Genomic DNA, 17,495 nt, shown 5'->3' with positions numbered 1-17,495 from the left:
TCACCACTTTACTACTTAAAAATTTCCTATTTTTAAATCCATGAGAAGGGAGAAAAAAACGTATTTGCGTATCGCGTTAGCTGTCATTGTATGCCTGCTTGTTGGTGCTCTGTCAGGTTTTGCAACCCAATCTTCTGTCGATACCTGGTACACCACGCTGAACAAACCCTCCTTTAACCCCCCCAATTGGATTTTTGCTCCCGTCTGGACCACGCTCTATATTCTTATGGGGATTGCGGCGGGAATCGTTTGGGGGCATGGCTACTATCATAAATGGGTGAAAACTGCACTTTACTTCTTTGGTTTTCAATTACTATTTAATGCCTCCTGGAGTATCATCTTCTTTGGTTTACAGAGCCCTTTGCCAGCCCTTCTCATCCTGATAATCCTTTTGGGATTGATCCTCCTAACCATTCGCCGGTTTAAGATCGTCAGCAGGACCGCGGCATATCTTATGGTCCCATATCTGCTTTGGGTGCTTTTTGCCGGGATTCTAAATTTTAAAATCGTTCAGCTCAATTAGCAACTTTATGCAAGGATATATTTTAGCCCTGGACCAGGGTACAACCAGCTGCCGGGCACTCGTTTTTGACCGGGCTGGTGAAATCATTTCGACGGCTCAAAAAGAGTTTGAACAGCACTTTCCCAAACCGGGTTGGGTAGAACACGACCCTCTTGAAATCTGGGAAGTCCAGAAAGAAATGGCGGGCAAAGCCCTGGAAGAGGCAAATCTCGATTCCAGGGATATCAAAGCCATCGGAATAACGAATCAGCGTGAAACCGTTGTGGTGTGGGATAAGAACACAGGAAAGCCGATTTACAATGCCATTGTCTGGCAGGATAAACGAACGGCGGCGTTTTGCGAATCCCTCAAGAAAGAAGGGAAACAGCCCATGGTCAGGGAAAAAACCGGTTTGGTCATCGATGCCTATTTTTCAGGAACCAAGGTTAAGTGGATCCTGGAAAATGTCCCGGGTGCCCGGAATCGGGCGGAAGCAGGGGAGCTGCTGATGGGTACCATTGATACCTGGCTGATTTGGAAAATGTCCTCGGGATTGCTTCATATTACAGATGTGACCAATGCCTGCCGCACACTTTTTTTAAACCTGCACACCCTGGAATGGGATGAAGAAATGCTTTCCCTCCTAGATATCCCCCCCTCTATGTTACCCGAAGTAAAGGAATCGAGCGAAGTCTACGGACATACCGGGGGAGCATTTCTCTCTGAAGGCATTCCGATAGCCGGGATCGCCGGGGATCAGCAAGCCGCGCTTTTCGGTCAGATGTGCACGCGGGCAGGGATGGTCAAAAACACCTATGGAACCGGCTGTTTTATGCTGATGAACATCGGGGACAAACCGATCGTTTCTAAGAATAACTTACTCACTTCAGTGGGATGGAAAATCGATGGCAAAACCACCTACGTTCTGGAGGGCAGTATTTTTATTGCCGGTGCAGTGGTACAATGGCTGAGAGATGGCCTTAAATTCTTCGAGAATTCTGCGGACATAGAAAACCTGATTTCCGGGGTTCCGGATTCAGACGGGGTGTATTTCGTGCCTGCTTTTGCAGGAATGGGGGCGCCGTATTGGAACCAACAGGCAAAGGGGGCTGTTTTTGGACTCACCCGCGGCAGTACCGATGCCCATTTAGCGCGGGCTGCGGTGGAGTCCATCGCCTACCAAACCATGGATGTTCTCAGGGCAATGGAGGCAGACTCGGGAATTTCCATCAGCGAGCTCAGGGTGGACGGAGGAGCCTCCGTCAACAGCCATCTGATGCAATTCCAGGCTGATGTTTTAAATATAGCGGCTATCCGACCCGAAATTGTGGAAACCACGGTAATGGGTGCTGCATTTCTCGCCGGACTGGCTGTGGGGTACTGGGAAGATTTGGATGAGATCGATAAGCTCTGGAAGGTGGAACAGCGATTTACCCCAAAAGGAGATCCGGAGAAGACAAAGAAAGGAATAGCCCAATGGCATCGGGCAATCAGAGCTGTTGAATACTGGGCGGCAGATACAGAAAAAGAACTATGAGTGCATTTACAGCTGAAGTCATCGGAACCTTTCTTCTGATCCTGTTGGGGTGCGGGGTAACCGCCAACGTCGTATTGAAAGATACAAAGGGGCATAACAGTGGATGGATTGTAATTACAACCGGGTGGGGTATGGCCGTCTACGTGGCAGTTGTTGTGGCCGGGCCCTATAGCGGAGCCCATATAAATCCGGCTGTTACTTTAGGATTGGCCGCTGCCGGAGCATTTCCCTGGGCAGATACCGGACTATATGTCCTCGCTCAGTTTATCGGGGCCTTCTTAGGGGCATTTGCCGTTTGGGGGATTTATAAAGATCATTTTGACCGGACCGAAGATCCCGGAATGCAGTTGGCTGTTTTCAGTACTGCCCCAGCCATTCGAAATACCATGCGCAATCTGCTTAGTGAGGTTTTGGGCACCTTCGTATTGGTTTTCACAGTACTGTATTTTACAGATGCGACCCTTGGCAATGAGGGGACAGTAATCGGCCTTGGCTCTCTGGGAGCTCTTCCGGTAGCTTTTCTGGTATGGGCAATTGGGTTAAGTCTGGGTGGGACGACAGGCTACGCAATCAATCCGGCAAGGGACCTCGGACCCCGGATTTTACATTCCCTGGCACCCATAAAACATAAAGGGGACGGAGATTGGGGCTATAGCTGGATCCCGGTTGTGGGGCCTGTAATAGGAGCTGTTCTGGCGGCACTCTTATTCCTGGGGCTTTCCTGAGGCGAACGTAACGAAAACCAAACTTGAACAGGCAAGGCCGGATGTGGTAAGCGGAAGGTTATTTCATGCGGTCCGGGTAGTCTGAAAAGACCCCATCTACTCCCATTTCCTTCAATTTCTGATAGTCCGCAGGATCATTTACTGTCCAGGTATAAACTTTAAAACCCGCTTCATGCAGCTTGGCTACATTACCCGCATTGAGCTGGGTAAAATGCGGGTTGATGGCCTCCGCTCCCAATTCCTTCGCAACAGGTATGGCTTCCAGGGGATCTCCTTCCGTAAGCACGGCAATCCGTCCCTGAGGACTGTATCCCCGATACGCGCGCAACTCTTCCCAATCAAAACTCGAGACGATGAACTGTTCCTCTGACCATTCTGGTTTTTGAGAATACCCGGAAACGATCTGGTGAATATTATCGGCAATCTGAGTATCCTTCAGCTCGATATTCAGAGCTGCCCTCCCTTTCATAAGTTTTAGTACGTCCTGCAACATAGGGATTTGATGCCCCCCATCGAGAATCAATTTCTTTAAATCAAAAATATTGTACTCTTTTATAAGGCCTGCGCTATTGGAAAGGCGATCTACGCGTTCATCGTGAAAAACCACGATCTCCCCGGAACTTATCTGAAAGACATCGATCTCAATCATATCCACGCCGAGCGACAAGGCCTTCTCGACGGAGGCCAGTGTATTTTCGGTTTCATACCCCATTGCTCCCCTATGGCCGATGATCAATGGGCCTTCCGATTTGGATTCACAACTCATCAACGTACAGAATAAAATTAAAATCAGGCTGCGCTTCATTTTTATTTCTTTGACCCAAAAATAAGGATTCCTCCAAAACATTCACAGTCGGGATAGTCCAGTTCCCAAAAACGGATTAAAGAAACTTTTCCTATATTTAAAATACTAACAACCAGTTAATTCGACAATTATGTTTACAAAACAAAACCTGTTGGCAACGGCGGCAGCTGCTGTTGTCATGTTCCTGCTGGGGTATCTGCTCTGGGGAATCGCCCTCGACTCCATTATGAAGTCGCACACCATTACTGACGTGATGAAACCGGATGAAGAAATGAATATGGGCTTCATCTTTCTGGGCAATTTGTTCGCCGCTCTCGCTATGGCGACCCTCTATGGCAAGTGGGCCCGTGGATATCACGGGGTATCGGAAGGTTTTACTTTCGGGGCCCTTATAGGCATGATTATTGGCCTGGGAATGGGCTTTGTATGGTTGGGCACCTCCAATTTCATGGATACTACAGGACATCTTGTAGAGGCCATTACGGATATCGTGTACTACGGTATTGCCGGTGTGGTCATTTCCCTGGTCTACAAAGCAACTGCAAAGAAAGATGCGGCCTGAAAATCGCACTTCATAATGAAAGTCAAGCCCGCCCTCCTGAGGCGGGCTTTCTTATTTTAGCCTGAAGATAAACGATTCCAAAGGGGCGAGTTTAAGCGAAATTGAGCCGGTACCCTTTGTTACCTGGAGATCGGCATTCAACTGTCCGTACAGCATTTCTTCCAGGGGGTGTTTTCCCTCCTGCAACCCCCAGGCTTCAATGATATGGGGCGGGATTTTAAGGTCAAACTGATATGCTTTTTCGGAATCAAAATTGCTCAGAATCACCAGTTGTTCCGTATCGGACCATCGCACAAAGGAATAAACCCTGTGATCGTAGGTCGGAGTGTGCTCTTTGTTAAAATAGTGTATGTCTTCATAGGCACCCATCAGGGCCTCACTTCGAATCGTAAAATTCAGCAGACGGCTGTAAAAATCTCTGAGTTCTTTTTCCGAGGTTGTGGATTGCCCCCCGTCGAAGTTTTTGTCATTCACCCATCGCTGCAGATGAGGCACCCCGATATAATCAAAAATAGATGTTCGGGATGGCTTCCCAAACCCGGCATCCTCTGCCCCTGGTTCGCCGAGCTCCTGTCCGAAATAAATCATCGTCGGGGAAGTACTCAGGGTAGCTGAAACCACCATTGCCGGTTTTCCCTTCAATGCATCCCCTGCAAACTCAGGAGATGGGATACGCTGCTCATCGTGGTTTTCAAGAAAATGGAGCATGTGGTGCTCGATATCCATTAATCCATTCTGAACCACGGGGATGTGGTCTGTCCAACCGTAGCCCTTCATAATGTGTTTCAGGCTATCGTACAGTTCTACCTTGTCGTAGAGGTAATCCATCTTTCCCCTGTGGATATAATCACGGTAGCGCTCCGGATTATAAACTTCTGCCAGTAAAAAGGCCTCTGGATTACTCTTTTTTATATGTGAATTCAGATAACTCCAGAATTCTACAGGAACCATTTCAGCCATATCATACCGGAATCCATCCACCCCCAGGTCGAGCCAGAAAAGTGCGATATCCCTGAATTTTTTCCAGGTTCCCGGCACGTCCTTATCTGCCCAGAATTCGAAATGCCGGGAATAATCGAACCCGGAATATTCAGGTGGCAGGGCATCAAAATCAGATGTGCCATCAGGCCGTACGCCATAGTTCAATTTAACCGTTTCATACCAGTCATTCGCGTCGGGTCTGGCCAGGCGCGAACCATTTCCCGTCCATTTTGCCGGGTTTTCTTCGAACCGATTATCCGACATCGGATGGGGACTACCTCCCAGGGGCTTGTATCCATCATTCCACACAGGCACGCGGAATGCCTCTCCCGGGATATAATAGAAGTCATTGTCTCTTGAATACTCTACCGAGGTGTCATCGGCCGCTCCGAAGGGAGTCTTACCCTCAGGAGTACTTGCCCCCACGTAGTTTCGGGCCACGTGGTTCGGGACTATATCAATGAGTACTTTCATTCCCGCCTCATGTGTCCGGTCGACCAAAAGCCGGAATTCCTCCAACCGGTTCGCAGGATCCACCGCGAGGTCGGGATTTACATTGTAATAGTCCTTAACAGCATAGGGAGATCCGGCGCGACCCTTTACCACATCGGGATCGTCCTGGGAGATGCCGTAGTCCGAATAGTCTGTGACCAGGGCATGGTGAGGCACGCCTGTGTACCAAATATGTGTGACGCCCAGATGCCGGATTTCGCCCAGGGCCTCGGGCGTAAAATCTTCAAACTTGCCTACCCCGTTTTCTTCGAGGGTTCCCCATGGGGTATTGGTTTCAGTCGTATTCCCAAACAGACGTGTGAAAACCTGATAAACGACCTTCTTTCTTGATTCTTTCATTGGAGTTTCGCGTATTTCAGCCGGATTCCGCTTGCTATCCTGACCACAGGAGATCAGAAATAAGGAGGCCAGAATTCCGCTTACAATCTTCATTGGATGTGTTTACTCTGTGGTGTAAATATACGCCCCCGGTTCTTTCAGGGTCAAACTCCCTGACCAAATCACCGTTTTCCCGCTCAGGATCTCATTCATGGGTTTCCCGGATAGCCCCAATTCTGCATAGCGGGACAGGGGAACTGTCACAGGGCCTTCATTTTTATTGAGTACAAGGACTACTGTTTCATTTTTAAGGGACCGGGCCAGAATATAAACCCCGTCTTCGGGGACAAAATGCAGTGTTTCCCCTTTATGAATGGCCGGACTACGCTGGCGGAACTTCAGTATTTTCCGAAGGAAAAGCTGCATCTCCTTCTCCTGGGAAGTCAGCCCAGCCCCTGTAAAACCATTTCTCAAATCCCCTTCCCAGCCTCCGGGAAAATCTGAGCGAATCAAACCGTGATCTCCTGGTTTTGCACTGTTTTCCATCAGGAGTTCCGTACCGTAATATACCTGTGGAATGCGTGGTGTGGTGAGGATAAAGGCAAGGGCCATCTGGGTTAGGGCAACCGACTCCCCAAGCTGGGTGTAAAGCCGGTCCATGTCGTGGTTATCCCCAAAGAATAGTAAATTCCTGGGGCTGGCGTAGTGAAAGTCATTGGCCAGGGCTTCATAGATTCCGATAAGTCCGGTTCCCCAGGTCTCCTGGGCTGTCAAGCCATCAACCAGGGCCTTTTGAAGGGGGAAATCCATGGTCGTCCGCAAATAGGAACGATAACTGTCCCGTTTTGGCGCCCCATCCTGCCAGTAAGCCACAAGAAGCGGATTCGTACTCCATTCCTCTCCAACAATATTAAAATTGGGATACTCCTCCATAATTTCGCGGGCCCATCGGGCCAGGAAATCTTTATCCGGATAGGGATAGGTATCCTGGCGAATCCCACCGAGTTGTAAGGTTTCCACCCACCAAATGCTGTTTTGTATCAGATAGGTAGCCAGGAACGGATTATCCTGATTCAAATCGGGCATGGACGGCACAAACCAACCCTTTTCCATCAGGATGCGGTCTGCCTCGGCGGCGTACGGATCCTGATTGACCGTCCTCCGGTGGTTGGTAACCGTTATAGGCTGGCCTTTTTCATGGTTTTCCTGGTAATTAATCCAGTCACTAAAAGGCAAATCCTCCATCCACCAGTGCGAAAGGCCGCAGTGGTTCACTACCTGATCCATGATTAGCTTAAGGCCTTTTCTTCGGGCCTCTTTACTCAATTCAATATACGCCTGGAGTGTTCCGAATCTCGGGTCGACCTGGTAAAAGTCGGTGATGGCGTATCCGTGATAGGAAGTCCTGGGCATGTCATTGGTAAGCAGGGGCGTAGGCCAAATCGCGGTAAAACCCATTCCGGCGATATATTCCAAATGCTGTCGGATTCCCTCCAAATCTCCCCCATGGCGGGCATAATCATCGGACCGATCTGTGCCCTGTTCCCGCATGCCGGAAACACTGTCGTTTTCGGGTATGCCATTTGCAAAACGGTCCGGAGTGATCAGGTAAATCACGTCTGAAGCATCGAAGCCAACCAAATCTTCTCCTGCCCTCTGACGGGTCCGGATCTCATAGGATACCTCCTGGTCAGGAAATCCCCTGCGCGCGAGGTTAATTTCCACCTCACCCGGTTCTAGGCCGGGGTCGAGGGAAAGATCGAGAAAAAGATAATTGGCAGAAGCACCGGGATGCCAGGAATCCAGGGCCACCCCTTCCTCTTTTATTTCGGGGGTGTAGTTTGCGATTTCCTTCCCGTAGAGCATGAGTTGTAGCCTGGGATTTCGCATTCCAGCCCACCAGTTTGGGGGTTCTACCCGGATTGCTGTTTCCTGGGCGTTCATATGCCGTACACCGCCCAAGGCTGTAATTCCCGCGATAAGGAGGAGTAGCCCGAATGTGACATTAGACTTGTGTTTAGAGGATTCCCGGGACATGAACCGTGTTTTCCGGTTTTAAGACCACGCGCTGCCCATTGACCCGAATCGACATTTCCTCCTTGGAATCCAAATAAAAATGGCTGCCTTCCGAAGACACCTCTACCTTGAGAATCCGATTCCTGAAGTTGATTTTAAAGGAATACGATTTCCATTGGCTGGGAATTCTTGGAAAGAATGAGAGCTTATCATCGCGTATCCGCATACCTCCGAAACCTTCAACGATACTCATCCAGGTACCTGCCATAGAAGTTATGTGCAATCCTTCTTCTACCTCTTTATTGTAGTCGTCCAGGTCTAATCGGGAAGTCCTCAGATAAAATGAATAGGCCTGTTCCATCCGATTAAGCTTGGAAGCCTGAATACTGTGGACACATGGGGACAGCGAAGATTCATGAACTGTGAAAGGCTCGTAAAAATCAAAATGGCGTTCGAGTTCTTCTTCGGTGAAATCATCCTCGAAAAAGTAGAATCCCTGCAGCGTGTCTGCCTGTTTGATGTAAGGAGACCTGAGGATCCGATCCCAGCTCCATTTCTGATTCAGGGGGCGTATTGCGCGATCCAGTTCGGCGGCCGGGATCAACTCCTTATCCAGGAATCCATCTTGCTGGAGATATACCTGATGGGTCTCTGAGTATGGGAAATACATGCCGTCAGCCACTTTCTTCCATTGTTGGGTCTCGCGATCACTAAGTCGGGTATGCCCAATAATACGGGTGTAATCATCGGGATACCCATCCTTGACCTTGCCGAGTTGTTCCAGGCAGTACCGGATACACCAGCGCGCCATATAATTGGTATACCAGTTGTTGTTCACATTGTTCTCATATTCATTCGGCCCCGTAACCCCAAGAATGACATATTTCTGTTTTTGCTCGGAAAATGTAGCCCGCTGATGCCAGAACCTGGCAATCCCGATAAGCACTTCAAGGCCCATTTCAGGGATATAGGTATAGTCCCCTGTGTATCGGAAATAGTTGTATATCGCAAAGGCGATAGCGCCATTACGATGAATTTCTTCAAAGGTGATTTCCCACTCGTTATGGCATTCCTCCCCATTCATGGTGACCATTGGATACAGGGCCGCCCCATTGGAAAACCCTAATTTTGCGGCATTTTCAATCGCCTTCTCCAGGTGGCTAAACCTGTACTCCAATAGATTACGGGCCACATGTTGGTCTTTGGTCGCCATGTAAAACGGGATGCAATAGGCCTCTGTATCCCAGTAGGTACTCCCCCCGTATTTTTCTCCTGTAAATCCTTTGGGTCCGATATTCAATCGGGAATCTCTTCCTGTATAGGTCTGATTGAGATGCAGGATATTAAACCGAATGCCCTGTTGTGCTCGCACGTCTCCCTCGATCGTGATGTCACTCATCTCCCAAATCGCATCCCAAGCCAAACGCTGTGCCTCTAACAGATTATCAAATCCCTGCTTCACAGCCGTATCCATTACCGTATCCGCCGCTTTGCTTAAGCCATCCGCAGGATGGTTAAGATCTACAGTATACCCCCCGTACTTGCAGATACTAAGTGTTTCGCCCCTGGGGACCGAAATATTGTATGTGTGGCCTACATACGTTTCCCGCTCTTCGCATTGGGGTGATGCCTCAAGTGGTTTGCCCTCTAAAAACAGACGCGCATCCATAAAAGTACAGGTATGGAATCGGGTCTTCAGGGTATGCGCTTCAATAAATGCCCGGGAACCAGCGGACCATACCTTGGTCGTTTTCCAGAAGGGATCGTCCCAATTGGTGTCCTCGTTTGTGATTCCGCTATCCAAATACGGTGTTGCCTCCACTTTTACATCATCCTTGGGAAAGCGCAACTGATAGTGAATTGCACCCAGTTCATAGTGTTCCAGGCTCATAAATCGGGTTGCCTGAACTTCAACACTCACTCCATTTTCCAAAACCGCTTCAAAGGAGCGCCGGTACCAACCCTCTTTCATATTGAACTCTCTTCTGAACTTTGCAACTTTGCTGCAGCGGTTCAGATCAAGGGTTTCCCCATTGATTACAATTCGAATACCGATCCAGTTTGGAGCGTTCAGCACCTTGGCAAAATATTCGGGGTACCCGTTTTTCCACCAACCCACCCGGGTCTTATCCGGATAATAAACGCCTCCGATATAACTCCCCTGAAATGTTGGACCACTGTAATCCTCTTCAAAATTTGCACGCTGTCCCATAGCCCCGTTACCCATGCTGAAAAGGCTTTCAGAGGCCTTAACATTTGAAGGTGAATATCCCTCTTCGATTATTGACCATGGATCTGGCTTGATGTAATCCTGATTCATACTACTTATTATTTATGCGGTTTTCTTTCCAATTGCAATACCTCATCCAAAAATGAAGCCTGCATTTCGGTAAAATCTCTAAAGACGGTATCTGCCTCGGAGAGCACTTCGGTCTCCCCAATCCCCAGACTGTACATCCCGGCGCTATTGGCAGCAGCTATCCCGGCCTGCGCATCCTCAACGACAACGCATGCTTCCGGGGATAGTCCCAAACGTGAAGCGGCGATCAGGAATACTTCCGGATCTGGTTTCGCTTTCACTACCTGTGTTCCGTCCACCACCGTTTCAAAGTACTCTGTCAGCCCGACCTTTTCAAGGATGCGAACGGCATTCTTGCTGGCCGATCCAAGAGCCATAGGAACGTCCTTTTCTCTCAGGTAATTTAAAACTCTTGGGACTTCCGGAAGTATCTCAGAGGCGTCCATACCACCGATATATTTCAGGTAATCCTCATTTTTCTCTTCCAGCCAGGCATTAAATTGCTCATCGGAGACCTCGAGGTTACCCATTTCTAATAAAAGTTCCAGGCAACGTTTTCGGCTGACCCCTTTAAACTTTTCATTATCCTCAGAGGTAAAGTCGATACCCAGATGATCGGCCAGGTTCTTCCAGGCCAGGTAATGGTATTTGGCCGTGTCGACGATGACCCCGTCCAGATCAAAAATGAAGCCTTTCATAGATATTCCAAGTTTCGAGGTAGGTTTCCGTTTTAAGTATCCGGGAATTTACAAGTTTCAAATATAGAAAGGAATTCGGTCTTGCAAAGTGAAGGGTTGTATCGGATAGCATGGTTGAATATCAATATAAACGCTTTTCACAAAAAAGAAAACAAAAGCCCGGATCAGGTTGATTCCCTTTTTATCAGGCTGGCCTCGATAATTTCCGTTCGGTAGTTGGAAGCATCCGTTTCATCGTATTCATTTTCAATCTTATCGATGAGCATCCGGGCAGCGGTTTCGCCCATCTGTTCACCATGCTGGGCAATGGAGGTCAGGCTGGGGACAGCGTATTTTGAAAGAATTCCATCGGTGAAACCGATAAAGGAAACGTCTTCGGGAATCCGGTATCCGAATTCCCCGGCCAGACGCATTCCCCTGACTGCAAAAATCTCATTGACACTTAGCACGGCATCAAATGTCTGCTCCTTAAAAAATGAACGGCTCAGCTCCTCCTCCTCGAATTGAAAGGGCAGCTGAAGCACCAAGTTTTTATCAAAGGGGATTCTGTGGTTTTCAAGTGCTTTTTTATAGCCTAAACTCCTGTTCTTGGTAACCCCAAGATCATGCGCAGTGGTAAAAAGCGCTATTCGTTTTTTACCCTTACTTATAAGGTATTCCACGGCCTGTCTGGCGGCAACCTCGTCGTCTATAATTACTTTGTCACATGGAAATTCATCTGTCACACGGTCAAAAAGCACCACAGGGATCCCCTGGTCGGTTACCTCCTTTAAATGCGAATAATCCCTTTTTTCCTGAGTTTCGGCAGACAGGCCTATTATAAACCCGTCAATACTCCCATTGGCAAGCAGCTCTGTATTGATCACTTCTTTGTCGAAAGATTCGTCCGAAACACATACGATCACGTTGTAGCCAAGACTATTTGCATGCTTCTCTATACCTCTGAAAACAGTTGTAAAAAAGTGATGTACGATATCAGGGATGATCACGCCAATATTCCGGGTCTTTTTATTCTTAAGGCTCACGGCAATATTGTTCGGCCGGTAATTGTGCGACCGGGCGAAAGCCTGGATCCTATTCCTCGTGTCCCGACCGATCTCATTGCTATTCTTTAATGCCTTGGAAACTGTTGAGATGGAGACATCCAGTTCACGGGCAATATCCTTGAGGGTAACTTTTCTGCGAATCATCCTCCTGCTTGCTTAAAGGAAACGTGAAGTTAATCAATAATCCCGGACCTGACAGGGGTAACCAGAAATCCGTGGAAATACTTAAGTATTTGTTAAGATGCGCGGATTTGAAATTGGCGTCAAAATAAAAAAATGATATATTTGCATCAGATTTACGTAATAAAACACTCCCACAATTATTAGATACGTAAATTTACCGAACAAATTTTCAGGTATTATTATTAAATCGAAATTTTTGCCGCGAAACCGTTTTCGTACTTTTAAATCCTTTTAAAAGTAGGATATTAACAATTTTTTTGCATACTTTGACCTCTGAAATTGAATTAACTAAACTTAAAACTAACGATTTATGAAGATTACGCTACTCAGGAGCTTACTGCTTGTCGGAGCTTTTCTATGCTTTGGATGGGCACAAGCGCAGGAAGTATCTGGTAATGTCTCTGATGCAACCGGCCCCCTTCCGGGAGCCAGCGTCGTGGTAAAGGGAACTACCATTGGTACCCAAACAGATTTTGATGGAAATTACACCCTGGATGGGGTTGATGGAAACGCCGTTCTCGTATTCAGTTACATCGGCTATTCCACCCAGGAAGTTCCAGTAAGTGGACGTTCCACTATTAATGTTACTTTAGAGGAAGACGCTGAGGCCCTGGACGAGGTAGTGATTATCGGCTACGGATCCACAACAGTGAAAGATGCAACTGGAGCAGTTGCCTCTGTATCCTCTGATGAATTCAACGGTGGTGTGATCGCCTCGCCTGAACAATTGATTCAGGGTAAAACAGCAGGTGTGAACATTCAGCAGACCAGTGGGGAACCTGGAGCTGGAATCAACGTCAATATCCGGGGTGCAAACTCTGTACGTGCCAGTAACAACCCACTCTTTGTTGTTGACGGTGTGCCGCTTTTCGGACAGAATACAGATGCAACCGGTGATTCGGGAGATGGTGCCACGGAAGCTGGTAACCCGCTTAACTTCCTTAACCCGAACGATATCGAGAGTATGAGTGTCCTGAAAGACGCCTCTGCTACAGCGATTTACGGTTCGCGGGGTGCAAATGGGGTAATCATCATTACGACGAAATCAGGTAAGGGTTCTACCGGAGGTCAACTCGAGTGGTCTTCCAACCTGAGCATTTCAACACCCGTTCGCCAGTATGACCTTTTGAATAACGAGCAATTTCTGGATGCCGTAGAGGACTACGGCGGCAACAGGAATGATGTCAACTTCGGAGCGAATACAAACTGGCAGGATGTCGTAACACGTACAGCTGCCTCAACAAACCACAACCTGGCGTATTCTCATCGTTATAATAACGGTAATGTCCGGGCAACCTTCGGATACCAAAAGCAATTTGGTGTTGTGGAGAAATCAGATTTTGAACGGATCAGCGGACGTATTAACGCAGCCCATAAATTCTTTCAGGATCGACTGCTTTTAAATGTAAATGCGACAATCGCGCGTGTTAACAGACAGCAACCACCAACATCTGCATCTGCAGGGTTCCGTGGGGACATCCTTGGATCTGCTTATTCTGCCAATCCAACATGGCCGAGCAATCCTAACTTTGACGACGGCGGTGGACAGGTTCAGCCTGCTAACTACCTGGCGGAGACTCAGAATAAAACAAACACAGACAGGGTTCTATTCAATGGATCAGCGGAATATCTGATCACGTCGGATTTCTCTGCACGGGTTAATTTGGGATATGACCAGTCCAATAGTCAGAATACCTCCGTGATCAGTACGAACATCCAGAACTTCACGGGAATTGAAGGAAATGGTTTTGGTACCTTTAATACGCTGGATCGTTTGAACAAGACTTTGGAAGCCACGCTTTCTTATAAGCATGACTTTGATAATTCAAGGTTGGACGCCCTTCTCGGATATGCCTATCAGGATTTCAGGACTTCAGGACGAAATGCCTCGGCAAGAGGGTTTGGTACAGATGACCTAAACAAGATGGGCGAAGACTTCCGAAATACAATAATCGACGCTGAGCGTTCTGTAAGTGGGTCTTACCAGCAATTTTACTATGGCGTGAATACGCCGACGTTGGTGATCAACCGCTTATTCCCTGAGCCTGTTGCCGGGGAGACAGCTGCATTCCAGTTCAGCCGAAGAGTACTTGCTGCAACGGCAGATTATTTCGACAACACGGATGAATTACAGTCTTTCTTTGGACGGATTAATTACTCCATCGCAGACAAATACCTCTTCACTGCTACCATGCGGGCGGATGGATCCTCAAGATTTGGTCCTGAAAACCAGTACGGTTATTTCCCTTCCGGAGCCTTCGCATGGCAGATCGGAGAGGAAGATTTTATCGGTGAGAATGTATCTACCCTTAAACTCAGACTGAGTGCGGGTCTTGTGGGTAACCAGGAAGGTCTTGGTTACGGTAACTTCGTTGCCCGCCAGCGTTTTGCCGGATTGGGAATCAACAACGATAACACAGTGAATCAGAACGGACTTTCTATTGTTGCAACGGATGTGCCCGATCTGAAATGGGAAACCACATTAGATTTTAACGTCGGTCTCGACTGGGGATTCAATATGAATCGCTTAAGCGGTAGTATTGATGTTTATCGCAGGGAAACCAATGACCTGTTATTGCAGACTCCTCCTGCTGCGCCTTCTACCATTCCATTCCAGTTTGGTAATGTGGATGCCTCTGTCATCAACCAGGGTATTGAATTCTCCATCGCATACGACTTTGTGCAGACAGAGGATACAAACTTTGGAATGGCTTTCAACATTGCGTATAACGACAACGAAATCAAAGACTTTGCAGGATCCATCAATACAGGTGAGATCAATGGTCCAGGTCTCTCTGGTGCATTCGCACAACGTTTCGAAGCCGGGAACTCCCTCTTCTCCTATTACATGGCCGAATTTACCGGCTTTGACGGAGATGGAAACCCAACCTACAGGGACATTGATGGAAACGGTGTAGGAGATCCTGATGTCGATAAATTCTTTGTTGGTGAAGACGGCTTACCTGATGTAACTTCAGGTTTATCCCTGAACTTCCGTCACAAGAATTGGGATGCCTCTGCTTTCTTTAATGGACAATTCGGATTCTCCGTTTACAATAACACCGCAAACTCTTTCTTCAACGCTGGACAGTTAGTTACTGCACGTAACGTAACGCAGGAAGCTGCTTCAAGTGGAGAAAATGGTGGTGCTTCAACAGCAGTTTCAACTCGTTTCCTTGAAAAAGGTGATTTTGTTCGGTTCCAAAACGCAACCATTGGCTACAATGTTCCTCTATCAGGTGATGGGGCATTCAAAGCGCTACGTCTTTCTTTGACAGGTCAAAACCTGGCACTTTGGACCGATTACAGCGGAATCGATCCTGAAGTGACAGTTCCGACAGGAACACTTGGTTCCGGAATCCCTGTAAGAGGTATTGACTGGGCAGCCTTTCCAAACCCCCTGACCGTTACTTTTGGAATTAACGCGACATTTTAATTAAAAAAAATTGTAGATCATGAAAAGATTTGAATTGAAACTTTTAACCCTTGCGCTCCTGGCGGTATTTGGACTGTACTCCTGTACCAATCTGGAGATCGAGGAAACGGATTCCTTCATCACTGAAGGTTTCCAGGGACTTGCAGATCCCCAATCTGCACTAGATCAGTTGTACAACCAGGTTGGTGGACAACTTGGTGATCAGGCCAACACATATGCCCTTACCACTGTTACCACAGATGAGCAGTTAATTCCTACAAGGGGAGCTGACTGGGGTGATAACGGTCGCTGGAGAAAACTACACCAGCATGAGTGGGGCTTTGAGGAAACTGACATCCTTACGCCTTTTGACCAATGGAATGCAAATCAGCTTCTGGCTTCTCAGATTCTCGATGAGCGAAGTGCAGCACCAACTCAGGTAGGAGCAGCTGCAAGCTTCTTGCGTGCTTACTCCATGTTTTTGATACTTGACCTATACGGCCAGGTACCATACAGGGATACGCAATTGCCCTCATCAACAGTTCCAGAAGTACTCACAGGAACTGCTGCGGTAGATTTTATCGCCGCTGACCTAGATGATGCCATTTCAGGTTTGCCTGCTGAGGCCGCCGGTACTGGAAACCAGAACAGGGCGACTAAAGCTGCTGCACGTTTCTTAAAAGCTAAATTACTTCTGAACAAGCATATTTACCTTGGACAACTTGGAGAAGCTGGTACAAGTCCAGCTCCTCAGCCTGCAGATATGCAGGAGGTTGTTAATCTGGTAGACGCTATTGCTGCTGATGGTTACGCTTTGGAGGCAGGTTACTTTGACATCTTTACAGATGCCCCGGATAACGAAACCATTTGGTTTATCGATTCCGGAAACACGGGGAACCGTATTTTCAACGGTCTTCACTATAACTCTACCGGACTCGGTGGAGGTGGATGGAATGGATTTAGCACCCTTGCCGAATTCTACGATCTCTTTGAAGGAGATGCAAATCAGAACCGCTATGAGTCCGACCTGAACAGCGCGCAAATCGATGGTCAGGAAGAACGTCGGGGTGGTGTACCGCAAATCGGTGTGAGATTTACAGATCGCCCTGGAACTTCCGACAATGGAGGTTTTGAAGACGGATCTAACGTAGGTAATGGCTTCCTAGTTGGACAGCAATACGCCCTGGACGGCACTGCCTTACAAGATCGTCAGGGAAATCCGCTGGAATTCTCTCGCGAATTCGTTGACGGAGCTGGTCAAAACAGCTTGATCAACAATAGTGAGCGTACAGGAATCCGGGTTATGAAGTACAATCCTCGTAATGGAGGAGGCTTTGCAAACCACGTGATGGTGATGCGTTATTCTGATGCACACCTGATGAAAGCAGAAGCAATACTCAGGGGAGCTAGCGGTGGTGATGCTACGGCTCTGGTTAATGAATTAAGAACCCTTAGAGGAGCTACTCCACTTGGGTCTGTTGATGAATCAGCACTTCTCGATGAAAGAGGTCGTGAACTGTACTGTGAAGGTTGGAGAAGAAACGACATGATCCGTTTCGGAGCCTACACTCGCGGTTGGGAATTCAAGAGTGCAGCTGAAACTGGCAATGATGCCCGTAAGCTCTTCCCTATTCCACTTCCTCAATTACTTGCGAATCCTAATCTGGTACAGAACCCAGGTTACTAATACTCACGCTAGTATAGATATAGAAAAGCTACCTTCGGGTAGCTTTTTTTTTGTGAATAACCCCTACCGACAAAAAAACATAAACAAAAGATTAATGAGTATTAAGATTTACTAAAACCGCCTCCAAAACATTTCTTAAAACCGCGTGTTTACGGCCTATTTCTTTACTTTTGCCTCCATTGGAAAACCGGTGATGAAAAAGATTTGT

General features: G+C 47.7%; 12 protein-coding genes. 6 read left to right on the top strand and 6 right to left on the bottom strand.

All coding sequences use genetic code 11. From position 1 onward, the window contains the following. Nucleotides 1-40: 40 nt before the first annotated feature. The 3 genes from QU605_RS08095 to QU605_RS08085 are packed head-to-tail and all read left to right on the top strand — an operon-like array spanning nt 41 to nt 2,764. Nucleotides 41-523 carry a TspO/MBR family protein gene (locus QU605_RS08095; RefSeq protein WP_289724781.1) on the top strand — a complete coding sequence of 161 codons (483 nt, stop codon included), beginning with the start codon at nt 41-43 and terminating at the stop codon, nt 521-523. 7 nt (nt 524-530) lie between these two features. Then, on the top strand, nt 531-2,039 hold the full coding sequence (gene glpK, locus QU605_RS08090; protein ID WP_289724780.1) for a glycerol kinase GlpK: 1,509 nt from the start codon (nt 531-533) through the stop codon (nt 2,037-2,039). Further along, entirely contained in the window at nt 2,036-2,764 is a 729-nt protein-coding gene (locus QU605_RS08085) for an MIP/aquaporin family protein (protein WP_289724779.1), read from the top strand. Before glpK ends, QU605_RS08085 begins: the two co-directional genes overlap by 4 nt. A 58-nt stretch (nt 2,765-2,822) precedes the next feature. Here the strand turns inward: QU605_RS08085 and QU605_RS08080 are convergent, their stop codons facing one another. After that, a complete protein-coding gene (locus QU605_RS08080; protein ID WP_289724778.1) occupies nt 2,823-3,569 on the bottom strand; it encodes a glycerophosphodiester phosphodiesterase in 747 nt (248 codons plus the stop codon). A 130-nt stretch (nt 3,570-3,699) separates the two neighbouring features. On the opposite strand from QU605_RS08080, the gene QU605_RS08075 reads away from it, so the two are divergent. Beyond that, complete coding sequence (locus QU605_RS08075; protein ID WP_289724777.1) at nt 3,700-4,131, top strand: hypothetical protein; 432 nt, start codon at nt 3,700-3,702, stop codon at nt 4,129-4,131. 51 nt (nt 4,132-4,182) lie between these two features. On the opposite strand, the gene QU605_RS08070 is transcribed toward QU605_RS08075, so the two are convergent. The 5 genes from QU605_RS08070 to QU605_RS08050 form a co-directional block, all read right to left on the bottom strand. Beyond that, nucleotides 4,183-6,057: an alpha-amylase family protein gene (locus QU605_RS08070; RefSeq protein WP_289724776.1), complete on the bottom strand. Its 1,875-nt coding sequence runs from the start codon at nt 6,055-6,057 to the stop codon at nt 4,183-4,185. A 9-nt stretch (nt 6,058-6,066) separates the two neighbouring features. Beyond that, on the bottom strand, nt 6,067-7,980 hold the full coding sequence (locus QU605_RS08065) for a glycoside hydrolase family 13 protein (protein WP_289724775.1): 1,914 nt from the start codon (nt 7,978-7,980) through the stop codon (nt 6,067-6,069). Then, nucleotides 7,961-10,279, bottom strand: coding sequence for a glycoside hydrolase family 65 protein (locus QU605_RS08060; RefSeq protein WP_289724774.1), 2,319 nt, complete (start codon nt 10,277-10,279; stop codon nt 7,961-7,963). The genes QU605_RS08065 and QU605_RS08060 overlap by 20 nt, the downstream gene beginning before the upstream one ends. An 8-nt stretch (nt 10,280-10,287) precedes the next feature. Continuing rightward, on the bottom strand, nt 10,288-10,956 hold the full coding sequence (gene pgmB / locus QU605_RS08055) for a beta-phosphoglucomutase (RefSeq protein ID WP_289724773.1): 669 nt from the start codon (nt 10,954-10,956) through the stop codon (nt 10,288-10,290). A gap of 164 nt (nt 10,957-11,120) precedes the next feature. Further along, nucleotides 11,121-12,143 carry a LacI family DNA-binding transcriptional regulator gene (locus QU605_RS08050; RefSeq protein ID WP_289724966.1) on the bottom strand — a complete coding sequence of 341 codons (1,023 nt, stop codon included), beginning with the start codon at nt 12,141-12,143 and terminating at the stop codon, nt 11,121-11,123. Nucleotides 12,144-12,495: 352 nt separating this feature from the next. Between QU605_RS08050 and QU605_RS08045 the strand changes: the two genes are divergently transcribed. Both QU605_RS08045 and QU605_RS08040 read left to right on the top strand, forming a co-directional pair. After that, nucleotides 12,496-15,621 carry a SusC/RagA family TonB-linked outer membrane protein gene (locus QU605_RS08045; RefSeq protein ID WP_289724772.1) on the top strand — a complete coding sequence of 1,042 codons (3,126 nt, stop codon included), beginning with the start codon at nt 12,496-12,498 and terminating at the stop codon, nt 15,619-15,621. A gap of 19 nt (nt 15,622-15,640) precedes the next feature. Continuing rightward, nucleotides 15,641-17,287, top strand: a complete 1,647-nt coding sequence (locus QU605_RS08040; protein ID WP_289724771.1) for a RagB/SusD family nutrient uptake outer membrane protein — start codon at nt 15,641-15,643, stop codon at nt 17,285-17,287. The last annotated feature ends 208 nt before the right edge of the window (nt 17,288-17,495 follow it).

The organism is Robiginitalea aurantiaca, assembly GCF_030380815.1.
GTDB lineage: Bacteria > Bacteroidota > Bacteroidia > Flavobacteriales > Flavobacteriaceae > Robiginitalea > Robiginitalea aurantiaca.
Note: the sequence above shows the minus strand (reverse complement) of the source record. Positions and strands in the feature narration are given on the sequence as shown.

What these genes read in the sequence shown, in the direction of transcription:
- glpK (WP_289724780.1), top strand. Translation starts at nt 531, where the DNA reads ATGCAAGGATATATTTTAGCCCTGGACCAGGGTACAACCAGCTGCCGG.
- QU605_RS08045 (WP_289724772.1), top strand. Translation starts at nt 12,496, where the DNA reads ATGAAGATTACGCTACTCAGGAGCTTACTGCTTGTCGGAGCTTTTCTA.
- QU605_RS08095 (WP_289724781.1), top strand. Translation starts at nt 41, where the DNA reads ATGAGAAGGGAGAAAAAAACGTATTTGCGTATCGCGTTAGCTGTCATT.
- QU605_RS08080 (WP_289724778.1), bottom strand. Translation starts at nt 3,569, where the DNA reads ATGAAGCGCAGCCTGATTTTAATTTTATTCTGTACGTTGATGAGTTGT.
- QU605_RS08070 (WP_289724776.1), bottom strand. Translation starts at nt 6,057, where the DNA reads ATGAAGATTGTAAGCGGAATTCTGGCCTCCTTATTTCTGATCTCCTGT.
- pgmB (WP_289724773.1), bottom strand. Translation starts at nt 10,956, where the DNA reads ATGAAAGGCTTCATTTTTGATCTGGACGGGGTCATCGTCGACACGGCC.
- QU605_RS08065 (WP_289724775.1), bottom strand. Translation starts at nt 7,980, where the DNA reads ATGTCCCGGGAATCCTCTAAACACAAGTCTAATGTCACATTCGGGCTA.
- QU605_RS08060 (WP_289724774.1), bottom strand. Translation starts at nt 10,279, where the DNA reads ATGAATCAGGATTACATCAAGCCAGATCCATGGTCAATAATCGAAGAG.
- QU605_RS08040 (WP_289724771.1), top strand. Translation starts at nt 15,641, where the DNA reads ATGAAAAGATTTGAATTGAAACTTTTAACCCTTGCGCTCCTGGCGGTA.
- QU605_RS08075 (WP_289724777.1), top strand. Translation starts at nt 3,700, where the DNA reads ATGTTTACAAAACAAAACCTGTTGGCAACGGCGGCAGCTGCTGTTGTC.
- QU605_RS08085 (WP_289724779.1), top strand. Translation starts at nt 2,036, where the DNA reads ATGAGTGCATTTACAGCTGAAGTCATCGGAACCTTTCTTCTGATCCTG.